This window comes from Mesorhizobium sp. LEGMi-168a (assembly GCF_058312955.1).
The window spans coordinates 258,156-268,713 of record NZ_JBZEGV010000004.1 but is presented as its reverse complement, the minus strand read 5'-3'; the positions used below and the strand labels follow the sequence as shown (position 1 = coordinate 268,713).

Here is a 10,558-nt window from a genome sequence, read left to right as displayed (position 1 = left end):
GCCACGCGATCTAGAAGTCGGCAACCTTTCCCCAGGCCGAAGCATCGAAGCGCCGTGGGTCATAGGATGTCGGATCGACGATCGGTTGCGACCCGGTCACCAGATCGGCAACGAGGTGCCCGGCACCCGGCCCGATGCCGAAGCCGTGTCCCGAGAATCCGGCAGCCAGGAAGAAACCCGGAACGCTCTGTATCTCGCCGATGGCCGGTACGCCGTCCGGTGTGCTGTCGATGTAGCCGGCCCAGGCCGCGCTGATCGTTGTCTGGCGCAGCGCCGGCAACAGCTCGAGCGCGCGGGCGTGGGTCAGGCGGATGGTTGCCCGGTCCGGGACCGGATCGAGGATGCGCATCCGCTCCATCGGCGTCGGCCGGTCGAGCCGCCAGTGTCGCAGCGTTTCGTGGCCCGAGCTCATGCCCTGCAGGCCGCCGGGCGCGAGGCTTCGCCACCGCTTCAGGAACATCGGGACGAACTGCGAGGAGAAGCGCAACTGCTGCGGCGTCACGTCCACGCGCCCGCGTCCGCTGATCGCAAGCGTGTAGCCGCCGTCGCCGCGACGCGTGGCCGAGATCCTTGCCGTGTGCAGCGCATCCGGCAGGCCTTCCGCACCGGGCGAGACCGACAGGATGGAGGAGCGGATCGACGCCTGCGGAAAGCGGAAGCCGAACTGATGGCAAAAGGAAGACGCCCAGGCGCCCCCGGCCAGCACTGCCGCCTTCGTCCGGATCGTTCCGCTTTCGGTGACCACGCCACTCAGGCGTCCGCCCTCGATCTCGATGCCGCGTGCGGCGCAATTCTGGTGGACGGTGCCGCCGAGCTTCAGGATGGCGCGAGCGACCGCGGGCGCGGCACGCGACGGATCGGCGGTGCCGTCGGTCGGCGAGAAGACGCCGCCCTTCCAGGTCCGGCCCGTGGCGCGGCCCCGCTCGCTGGCCTCGGCGCTGTCGAGCATATGCGTGGTGACGCCGGCCGTTCTGGCGAAGTCACGCCAGCGCGCCCAGCCGGCCAGTTCCGCCTCGTCATTGCTGAGGTAGAGCAGGCCGCAGCGGCGAAAACCGGTATCTTCGCCGGTTTCCGCCGCAAAGCGCTCCCACAGATCCAGGCTTCGGGTCGCCATCGGCAACTCGCGGGCATCGCGGTTTTGCTGACGGCACCATCCCCAGTTCCGGGAAGACTGCTCGGCGCCGATGCGTCCCTTTTCGATAAGCGCGACCTTCATGCCGCGCCGCGCCAGATAATAGGCAGCGAAGACGCCGACGATGCCGCCGCCGATCACCACCGCGTCGGCGGATTGCGGCAGTTCGCCGGATGTCTCGATTTGCTGCAGCGGCGCGCGCATGGTCTCTCCACCTTGAAGCGCCAATCTAGCGCGTTGCGAAGGCAGCCGCTGCCGCAGTTGAGGCTGAAGCAGAATTTTATTCCGGCAGCTCGGTTGAAATCGGGAGTCGATGCGTTTCAAAGCGGTGTCCGCTCTGATGGACAGGCCACCGGGCTGTGGTAGTGTCGATGGTTATTGGCAACGCGGCATTTTGTGCTGTGGCGTGCGTTCTGTGGAGATGGCCGTGAAACTGGATCGGATCGACATCAAGATTCTTTACGAACTGCAGAAGAACGGCCGCATCACCAATGTGGAACTGGCCGAGCTGGTGCACCTGTCGCCGAGCCCATGCCTGATGCGGGTCAAGAAACTCCAGTCGGAGGGCTACATCGAAGGCTATTCGGCGCAGGTCAATATCGGCAAGCTCGGCCAGACGCTGACCGTCTTCACCGAAATCACCTTGAAGAACCACCGCCAGGTCGACTTCGCCCGCTTTCTCTCCGTCGTCGAGAAGATCGACCAGGTCATCGAATGCCACCTTGTGTCAGGCGGCTACGACTACCTGATGAAATTCGTGACCGCCGGCATCGGCGAATACCAGACGATCATGGAGCGGCTGACCGATATGGATATCGGCATCGACAAGTATTTCTCGTTCGTGGTGCTGAAGTCTCCCATCGTGAAGGCGCACATGCCGCTGCCCAGCCTGTTTCCGATGTGAGGTTCTGCCGCTTTCAGGCGACGCGTTTCAAGTCTTTGTTTGATGCATGTCGTTCTCCCAAAACCGCTGCGCACTTTTGGGCGACATGCATTAGCGATGGCCGTACTGGCTGACCAGCTCGGAGTCGCGGACGAGACCGTCGAGCCAGGTCGGATCGAGCTTCGGCACGGAGGAGAACAGCAGCTTGGAATAGGGGTGGGTGGGCGCCTTCACCTTGTCCGGCGTGATCTGCTCCACCCGCTCGCCATTGTACATCACCATGATCTGGTCGCAGATGGCCTCGACCACCGAGAGGTCGTGGCTGATGAAGATGTAGGACAAACCCAGCTCGCGCTGCAGCTCCTTGAGCAGCTCGATCACGGCGGACGCCACCACCGTGTCGAGCGCCGAGGTGATTTCGTCGCAGATGATGAGCTTGGGGTCGGCCGCCAGAGCACGCGCGAAGTTCACCCGCTGCTTCTGGCCGCCCGAGAGTTCCGACGGATGACGGTAGCGCAGCGCCTTCGGCAGGCGCACCATGTCGAGCAGTTCGTCGACGCGCTTCGAGCGCGCCTGCCTGTCGAGCCGGTGATAGAAGGCCAGCGGCCGCGAGACGATGTCCTCGACCGGCTTGGCCGGATTGAGCGCGGTATCGGCATACTGGAACACAATCTGCATCTCGCGCAGCTGGTCGCGGCTGCGGTTCCTCGCGGCGCGCTCCAGCGCCTTACCGTCGAAGACGATGTCGCCGGAGGCCGCCGGATGGATGCCGGCGATGGCTCGCGCCAACGTCGATTTTCCGCAGCCGGATTCGCCGATGACGCCGAGATTGCGCCCCTTCTCCACGACCAGGCTGACGGACTCGACCGCGCGGATAACCGGCTGCCCGTCAGGTTTCACCGGTCCGTATCCGGCCGTCAGATTGTCGATGCGAAGCAGCGGCTTCGCTCCCGAATCTCCATCCGCCTGCGTCTGCCTTGGCTTCGGTTCGAAGGCGGCCAGCAGTTCCCGCGTGTAGGGGTGCTTGGCAGCCGAAAGTATTGCCGCCGTGGTGCCGGTCTCCTGCACTTCGCCGCCCTTCAGCACTACGATCCGGTCGGCGATCTGGGCGACGACCGCGAGGTCGTGCGAGACGTAGACACCCGCTATCCCGCCCGCCCGCATCACCGACTTGAACGCCTTCAGCACGTCGATCTGCGTCGTCACGTCGAGTGCGGTCGTCGGCTCGTCGAAGATGACCAGCTTGGGATCGCCGATAAGCGCCATGGCCGCCGCCAGCCGCTGCAATTGCCCGCCCGAAACCTGGTGCGGATAACGGGCGCCGATCCCTTCCGGATCCGGCAGCGACAAGGCCCTGAAGAGCTCGACCGCGCGCCGGCGCGCCTGCTCGGGCGGCATCAGCTTGTGGATGCGCGTGACCTCGATCACCTGGTCCATGATGGTCGCGGCCGGGTTGAAGGCGGCGGCGGCGCTTTGCGGAACATAGGCGATGTCGGTGCCGCGTGATTTGGCGCGTTCCTTCTCGGAAAGCGCGGCCATGTCCTTGCCGCCCACGTTGATCTCGCCGTCTGTGATCCGGCAGCCGGGCCGCGCATGGCCCATCAGCGAGAGCGCCAGCGTCGTCTTGCCGGAGCCGCTCTCGCCGATCAGGGCGACGATCTCGCCATCGGGGATGTCGAGACTGACGCCCTTGATGATTTCGACGAGACGTCCGGCGTCGGTCGTCGCCTCGATCCGCAGATTCCTGACCTCGACGAGATTGGTCATGCGTCCCTATCCCTGATCTTCTGCGGCAGGTTGTCGATCAGCAGGTTGACGCTGATGGTGAGGCTGGCGATGGCGAGCGAAGGCACGATGACGGCCGGTGCCGCGAAGGGCAGGCCGCCTATGTTCTCGCGCACCAGCGCACCCCAGTCGGCTAAAGGCGGCTGCAGGCCTAGCCCGAGGAAGGACAGGCCGGAGAGCAAGAGCACGATGAAGACGAAGCGCAGGCCGAAGTCGGCGAGCACCGGGCGTATGATGTTGGGCAGGATCTCGGAGCCGATGAGATAGACGGTGCTCTCGCCACGGACGCGGGCGACGGTCATGAAGTCCATGGTGTTGATGTTGACGGCAAGCGCCCGTGCGAAACGGTAGGCGCCCGGGATGTAGATGACAGCGAGCGTCAGGATCAGCACCGGGATCGACGAGCCGACCGCGGCGACGACGACAAGGCCGAACAGCTTGCTTGGGATGGAGTTCATGGCGTCGAGGAAGCGGCTGAGGCAAGTGTCGAGCCAGCCGCCGGTGACGGCCGCGATCATCCCCAGTACGACGCCGGAAAAGCAGGCGATGGAGACGGCGGCAAGCGATATGCCGACGGTGTAGCGCGCGCCCATCAGAACCCGCGAAAGCATGTCGCGGCCCAGATAGTCCGAGCCGAGCCATAGCCCCTGGCGCATCGGGCCAAAATAGTCGTCGTCGACGATGTCGCCGATCGGGTGGGGAATGATGTAGGGCGCGAAGATCGCGACGAGCGTCCACGCCAGGATGACCAGCGAGGCCAGGACGCCCACGAGGTTGTAGCTGTGGCCCAGGAAGGACCGCCGGGAGGATGCCGCGCGCGCCATCGTCATCTGAGCCTCGGATTGGACATGATGGCAATGATGTCGGCGGCCGTGATGAGCAGGAGATAGCCGAGACAGAAAATCATCGCGCAGCTCTGGATCAGCGGCAGGTCGCGGGTCGCGACCGCATCGACCATCAGCTTGGCGATGCCGGGGTAGTTGAAGATCGTCTCAACGATGATAACGCCGCCGACCAGATAGGACAGCGAGAGCGCGACGGCGTTGACGATCGGCCCGAGCGCGTTGGGAAGCGCGTGCCTCAGCACCATGCGGCTGCGCGAGGCGCCTTTCAGAAGCGCCATCTCGACATAAGGCGTGGAGAGCGTTTCGATCACCGCGGCGCGGGTCATGCGGATCATCTGGGCCGAGATGACGAAGGTGAGCGTGATCACTGGCATCGCATAGATGCGCACGATGTCGGTCAGCGAATGCGCCTCGTTGACCGAGGACAGCGCCGGCAGCCATCTGAGATAGACGGCGAAGAGCAGAACCGCCAGCGTCGCGACCATGAACTCCGGCACGGAGATGACGCCGATCGAAAGCACGGTGACGGTGCGGTCGTAGAGGGAGCCGCGCAGCATCGCGGCGGTGATGCCGAGCGTCAGCGCCAGCGGCACCGAGATCAGCGTGGTGATGCCGGCGAGTTTCATGGTGTTGACGAAGCGCCCGCCGATCAGCGCCGCCACCGGCATGTCGTTGGCGTAGGAGGTGCCGAGATCGCCGTGGAGCAGGCCGACAAGCCAGCGCAGGAAGCGCAGGATCGCCGGATCGTTGAGATGCATGGCCTCGCGCAGCCCGGCGACCGCCTCGGGCGTCGCCGCCTGGCCGAGCAGGATCGACGCCGTGTCACCAGGCAGCATGCTGGTGGCGAAAAACACGGCGAACAAAACGATCAGAAGGGTGACGACCGCGACCGCCAACCGCTTCAGCACGAGGTTTAGAACCCCAGACTTCATGGAAGATCCCTGCGGTTGCGTTCGGCCAAACAATCTTGCGCAATGCAATGCCGGGGACCGGCTGACCGGTCCCCGGCAGGCGCCTCTCAGGCTTCGAGCCAGAGGTATTCCGCCATTGCGTAGCCCATCATGCCACCGAGCGGGTTCGCTTCCAAACCCTTCACCTTGCTGGAGAGGGCATCCACGTTGGAAATGTAGGCCGGGATGATGGTGCCGGCCTCCTCGGAGACCATGACCTGCATCTGGCTGTAAATCTCCTTGCGCTTGGCCTGGTCGAGCGAGCCGCGCGCTTCGACCAGCATCTTGTCGAACTTCTCGGACTTGTACTGGCTCTCGTTCCAGGGCGCGTTGGAGGCGTAGAGCAGCGAGAACAGGATGTCCGGTGTCGGGCGCGGATTGATGTTGCCGAAATGGACCGGCGCCTTGAGCCAGTAGTTGTCCCAGTAACCGTCGGACGGGACGCGCTGGACATCGAGCTTCATGCCGATATCTGCGCCGGCGGCCTGAATGATCACCGCCATGTCGATCGACGAGGTGGCGGCGTCGGACGCGACCACCGGGATCGACTGGCCGAGCACGCCCGCCTTCTGGAAGTGGAACTTCGCCTTGTCCGGATCGAAAGCTTTCGGCTTGAGGTCGGCATTGTGGAAGATGTTCGCCGGCGACACGGGCTGGTCGTTGCCGATTTCGCCGAGGCCGCGCAAAGCCGATTTGACGATCTGCTCGCGGTTGACGAGATACTTCATGCCGGCCACGAAGTCGGCCTTGCTGCCCGGATCCATGTCGAGCCGGATGTTGAGGTCCGTGTAATTGCCCGATGTCGTCTTCGACAGCTCGAAGCCCTGCTGGCTCTCCAGCAGCTTCATCGAGCGCGGATTGATCGAGGCCGCAAAATTGATGTCGCCGGAAATCAGGGCGTTGACGCGGGCGCTGTCGTCGGTGATGGCGATGAATTCGAAGGAGTCGAGGTAAGGCTTGCCCGACTTCCAGTAGTTCTTGTTCTTGGCGACCACCGAACGCACGCCGGGCTCGAACGTCTGCAGCACGAAGGCGCCGGTGCCGTTGCCCTTGGAGAAGTCCGTGGTGCCGTCGGCGACGATCATGAAGTGATGCAGCGCCAGGATGGTCGGGAGGTCGGCATTCGGATCGGCGAGCGTGATTTCGACGGTCGACTTGTCGACTGCCTTGAAGCCGGTCATCTGCGCGGCGATCTTGGCGACCTTGGAGCCGACCGCTTTGTCGAGATGGCGCTTCAGCGAGAAGACGACGTCGTCGGCGGTGAGATCCTTGCCGTCGTGGAAGGTGACGCCCTTGCGTAGCTTCACGGTCCAGGTCTTGGCGTCCTTGCTGTCGAAGCTCTCGGCCAGCTCCATCTGCGTGACGCCATCCTTGTCGAGGAACGTCAGGCGGTTGTAGAGCGAGCAGCAGCGGACATAGTCGGTCGAAAGCGACGCCTTTGCCGGATCGAGCGTGTCAGCGGTCGAGGACGACCAGCCGGCCGCCTTGAAATTTCCGCCGGAAACCGGCGTGGCGGCGACGGCTTGAGTGGCGCGGCCAAGCACCACGCCGCCCGCGGCAACCGCGGCGCCGCCGGCCAGCAGCATCTTGAGGAGCTCGCGGCGGCTGGCGCCACGCCGGATAGCGTTCTCGACCATGGCATCGTCGGCTCTGGTCCAGTTGGTGATCTTGTCGGTCATGTCATTCCCCTTTCTGTTGGTTGGTCGGTATGCTCGTCTTGCTGCGGCTTTCCGGGCTTGGGTTCAGGTTGGTTCCTTCAGGCTTTCCCGCACGGCCGCCGCGAAGGCGGCCATTGACGTGAAGTGGTAGTCCGGCACGGTGAAGCGCTCGGGCTCGATGGTGCCGCCATAACCCTTCTGGGCGTGACGGCGCTCGATCCAGCAGTTGGTCATGCCAAGCGCCCGCGAAATGCCGATGTCGTGATGCTGGCTTTGCGCGACGTGCAGGATGTCGTCCTTGCTGTCGCCGCGGGATGCTACGAAATCGAAGACCTTCTGGAAGAAGGCCGGATCCGGTTTCTCCGTGCCGGTATCGTCGGCCGTAAAGGTGGCGAAGAAACTCGATCCGAGCTGCTTCTCGAAATGATCGAGCGCCCAGCGCCGGGCATTGGTCATGGCAATCAGCTTGTGGGACTTCGCAAGGCTGGCCAATGCCGCCGCGCTGTCGGGGAAGCCCTTCCAGATGCTGGCCGAGTCCCGCAGGCGGACGCCGTATTTCTCCTCGGCCGGCAGGCCGAGCCGCGGCGCGATGACCATGTAAACACGCGCGAGATCATCGGGGAACAGACCCGCATCGGGCATGTAGCGGGCCTGCCGGTAAAGGGCCAGCGCTTCTTCGCCGTCGACGGCAACACCGGCCTCGGCGGCAATCCCGGCTAGGCAGCTCGTGATGCCGCCCTCGAAGTCGATCAGCGTGCCGACCACATCGAAGGTCATGTATTTGAATTCGCTAAAGGCCTTGGCCAAGAACTAGCTCTCCTCTGCGCGCGGCTGAATTGCTTAGTGCTGAACAGAACAAAATTCCGTGCTGCTCAGGGCGTCCATCTTCTTCAAAAGCCCGGAAATTCGGGCTTTCTGGCCTTGTCTTTAAAAGCAGTCTGGCACTTCCCCCGCGCTGGATTCGCCGAAAAGGCGCGGGGCTGCGGCACAAAATTGCGAAATCGTCTGCCCCGGCGATATTTCGAGATGCGAAAAATTCGCCGCCCTTCATGCAAGCGCCTTGCGGACATCGGGATCATCCAATGTCTGATCCAGAGTTCGGCGCGTGCGCTCGACGATCGCATCGATGTCGCCGTCGGTGCAGCAGAGCGGAGGGGCGTAGCCAAGAACGCCGTGCGCAAAAGCGCGGATGATGAGGCCGTTGTCCCAGGCCCTGTCGAAGATGCGCCGCGCCGGCATGGCCGATGCGGGAAGCGGCGTCTTCCTCTTCTTGTCGACCACCAGCTCGATTGCGGCAAGCATGCCGCGGCCGCGCACCTCGCCGACCAGCGGATGGTCGCTCAAGCCGGTCAACCCCGCCATCAGGCGAGCGCCGGCCCTGGCGCCGTTCTCCAGAAGGCCGTCTTCATAGAGCTTCAGCACCTCGAGCGCGACGGCGGCGCTGACCGGATGGGCCGAATAGGTGTAGCCGTGGCCGACGGCCGAGGCGCCCGCGCCATCGGCGATGACGTCGTAGACATGATCGGCCATGAACACTGCGCCCATCGGAACATAGCCCGAGGTCAGTCCCTTCGCCGTCGTCATGAAGTCGGGAACGATATCCTCGTCGGTGCAGGCAAACAGCGGTCCCGTGCGGCCGAAACCGGTGATCACCTCATCGGCGATGAACAGGATGCCGTACTCCCGGCAAAGCTCGCGCATGGCCTTGATCCAGCCTTTCGGCGGGACGATGACACCGCCCGAGCCCTGGATTGGCTCGGCATAGAAGGCGGCGACGCGTTCCGGCCCGATCTCCTCGATCTTGGCCTTCAACGCGGCGAGCGACGCGGCGATGATCGCGTTCCCATCCTCGCCCACCGGATTGCGGTAAGGATAGGGGGAGGGGATCTTGTGCTGCCAATCAAGGGGAATGCCGAAGCCAGCGTGAAAGGCGGGCAGGGCGGTGAGGCCCGCGCCGACCACTGACGACCCGTGATAGCCCTGCTCGATCGAAATGAATTGGTCGCGCTTCGGCTCGCCCTTCGCATTCCAGTGGTAGCGGACGAAACGGATCGTGCTGTCGACCGCGTCCGATCCGCCAAGCGTGAAATAGACGTGATTGAGATCTCCCGGCGCGCGCTCGGCCAGTTCCGAGGCGAGCCGGATGGCCGGCTCCGAGCCGAGGTCGAAATAGGCGGTGGCGTAGGGAAGCTCGCGCATCTGGCGAGCCGCGGCCTCGACGATGCTGTCGTGGCCGTAGCCGGCATTGACGCACCACAGCCCTGCGAAACCGTCGAGCAGTTGCCGGCCGGATGCATCAGTCACCGTCGCTCCCTTCGCCGATTTCAGCACGCGCACGCCGATCGCCTCATGGCCGCGGTATGAGGAGACCGGGTGGATGAGATGGGCGCGGTCGAGTTCGACCAAGGAATTGGCAAGCATTGTTATCCTCCGAACTAGCCGAGCGCCTGATTGGCGAGTGCGTAAACTTTTGGCCTGACCTGTTCGGCGCCCTTCTTGGGCGGACGGTCCATAGCCACTCCGCCGCCGACATGGGCGAGGCCGATCTCCTTCAGCCAGCCGGCGATGCCGGTCCTGCTGTCGGTGTCGACGCGCAGGAAGGCGCCGGGACGGGTTGAGGCGAAGAAACTAATAAGAGCCCTGGCTTCCAAGGCACTTCCCGCGATGACCGGGCCGATCACCTCGCCGCGTCCGAACGGGCGGATCGCCGCGTAAGCCTCGATGACGCCGTGCCGGCGAATGACGGCGAATTGGCCGCGCTCGGCCAGCGCATCGATCAGGGCTTCACGGTCGGCGCCATAGGCGTCGCGGTCCAACGCCTTGATTTCCGGCAGATCGCCGGTGCCTGCTGCTTCCACGCCGTCACGCGCGTCAAGCGCTGCCACCGTACCCTGATGTTGCAGGATGGTACCCGAGGGCACGAAGCCCAGCTTCTGATAAAGAGGCATGCCGTCGGTCGTCGCGACGAGCCGCAGCGGACGGTTCCCGGCAAGGGCGAAGGCCTGTTCCATGAGCCGGCGCCCGAGCCCCTTGCCGCGCGCGTTCCTGTCGACGATCACCATGTTGATCATGGCGCAATCCGCGCCATAGGGCGTTACCAGGATGGTCCCGGTGACGCGGCCCCGGTCGTCGAGCGCGACCGCGCCGCTCGAGAGCTGCAGCGCCATCTGCCAGTCTTGCGGGCGATGCGGCCAATTCTCCTGGCGAGAAAGCGTCACCGCGCCCTCGATATGGTCGGACCCGAAGTCCCGGAGTTCGATCTCGTCCTGCTGCATGAAGCACCCTTCCGTCTGCGCCCAAGTCTC

At 64.3% G+C, this 10,558-nt stretch carries 9 protein-coding genes; 1 reads left to right on the top strand and 8 read right to left on the bottom strand.

The genetic code is table 11. The features are described from left to right. Nucleotides 1–10 precede the first annotated feature (10 nt). A complete protein-coding gene (locus AC4FWB_RS08460) occupies nucleotides 11–1,336 on the bottom strand; it encodes an NAD(P)/FAD-dependent oxidoreductase (protein ID WP_491025578.1) in 1,326 nt (441 codons plus the stop codon). A gap of 223 nt (nucleotides 1,337–1,559) precedes the next feature. Here AC4FWB_RS08460 and AC4FWB_RS08455 point away from each other — a divergent pair, with 223 nt between their 5' ends. Then, nucleotides 1,560–2,036 carry an Lrp/AsnC family transcriptional regulator gene (locus AC4FWB_RS08455; protein ID WP_491025514.1) on the top strand — a complete coding sequence of 159 codons (477 nt, stop codon included), beginning with the start codon at nucleotides 1,560–1,562 and terminating at the stop codon, nucleotides 2,034–2,036. A gap of 90 nt (nucleotides 2,037–2,126) precedes the next feature. Here AC4FWB_RS08455 and AC4FWB_RS08450 read toward each other — a convergent pair whose 3' ends face one another. From AC4FWB_RS08450 to AC4FWB_RS08420, 7 genes are all read right to left on the bottom strand, one after another. Further along, on the bottom strand, nucleotides 2,127–3,782 hold the full coding sequence (locus AC4FWB_RS08450) for an ABC transporter ATP-binding protein (protein WP_491025513.1): 1,656 nt from the start codon (nucleotides 3,780–3,782) through the stop codon (nucleotides 2,127–2,129). Continuing rightward, nucleotides 3,779–4,630 (bottom strand): ABC transporter permease, encoded by an 852-nt coding sequence (locus tag AC4FWB_RS08445; protein WP_491025511.1) that lies wholly within the window; start codon nucleotides 4,628–4,630, stop codon nucleotides 3,779–3,781. The genes AC4FWB_RS08450 and AC4FWB_RS08445 overlap by 4 nt, the downstream gene beginning before the upstream one ends. Further along, the gene (locus tag AC4FWB_RS08440) at nucleotides 4,627–5,577 is read right to left on the bottom strand and encodes an ABC transporter permease (RefSeq protein WP_126099041.1); all 951 of its coding nucleotides are present in this window, start codon (nucleotides 5,575–5,577) and stop codon (nucleotides 4,627–4,629) included. Before AC4FWB_RS08440 ends, AC4FWB_RS08445 begins: the two co-directional genes overlap by 4 nt. 86 nt (nucleotides 5,578–5,663) lie before the next feature. Further along, nucleotides 5,664–7,274 carry an ABC transporter substrate-binding protein gene (locus tag AC4FWB_RS08435; protein WP_491025510.1) on the bottom strand — a complete coding sequence of 537 codons (1,611 nt, stop codon included), beginning with the start codon at nucleotides 7,272–7,274 and terminating at the stop codon, nucleotides 5,664–5,666. Between the two features lie 63 nt (nucleotides 7,275–7,337). After that, nucleotides 7,338–8,060 carry an HAD-IA family hydrolase gene (locus AC4FWB_RS08430; protein ID WP_491025509.1) on the bottom strand — a complete coding sequence of 241 codons (723 nt, stop codon included), beginning with the start codon at nucleotides 8,058–8,060 and terminating at the stop codon, nucleotides 7,338–7,340. Nucleotides 8,061–8,300: 240 nt separating this feature from the next. Beyond that, on the bottom strand, nucleotides 8,301–9,674 hold the full coding sequence (locus tag AC4FWB_RS08425) for an aspartate aminotransferase family protein (RefSeq protein WP_491025508.1): 1,374 nt from the start codon (nucleotides 9,672–9,674) through the stop codon (nucleotides 8,301–8,303). Nucleotides 9,675–9,688: 14 nt separating this feature from the next. Continuing rightward, nucleotides 9,689–10,528: a GNAT family N-acetyltransferase gene (locus AC4FWB_RS08420; RefSeq protein WP_491025577.1), complete on the bottom strand. Its 840-nt coding sequence runs from the start codon at nucleotides 10,526–10,528 to the stop codon at nucleotides 9,689–9,691. Nucleotides 10,529–10,558 lie beyond the last annotated feature (30 nt).

Coding starts and splice junctions, on each gene's coding strand:
- AC4FWB_RS08460 (WP_491025578.1), bottom strand. CDS start 1,336: ATGCGCGCGCCGCTGCAGCAAATCGAGACATCCGGCGAACTGCCGCAA.
- AC4FWB_RS08450 (WP_491025513.1), bottom strand. CDS start 3,782: ATGACCAATCTCGTCGAGGTCAGGAATCTGCGGATCGAGGCGACGACC.
- AC4FWB_RS08445 (WP_491025511.1), bottom strand. CDS start 4,630: ATGACGATGGCGCGCGCGGCATCCTCCCGGCGGTCCTTCCTGGGCCAC.
- AC4FWB_RS08440 (WP_126099041.1), bottom strand. CDS start 5,577: ATGAAGTCTGGGGTTCTAAACCTCGTGCTGAAGCGGTTGGCGGTCGCG.
- AC4FWB_RS08435 (WP_491025510.1), bottom strand. CDS start 7,274: ATGACCGACAAGATCACCAACTGGACCAGAGCCGACGATGCCATGGTC.
- AC4FWB_RS08425 (WP_491025508.1), bottom strand. CDS start 9,674: ATGCTTGCCAATTCCTTGGTCGAACTCGACCGCGCCCATCTCATCCAC.
- AC4FWB_RS08420 (WP_491025577.1), bottom strand. CDS start 10,528: ATGCAGCAGGACGAGATCGAACTCCGGGACTTCGGGTCCGACCATATC.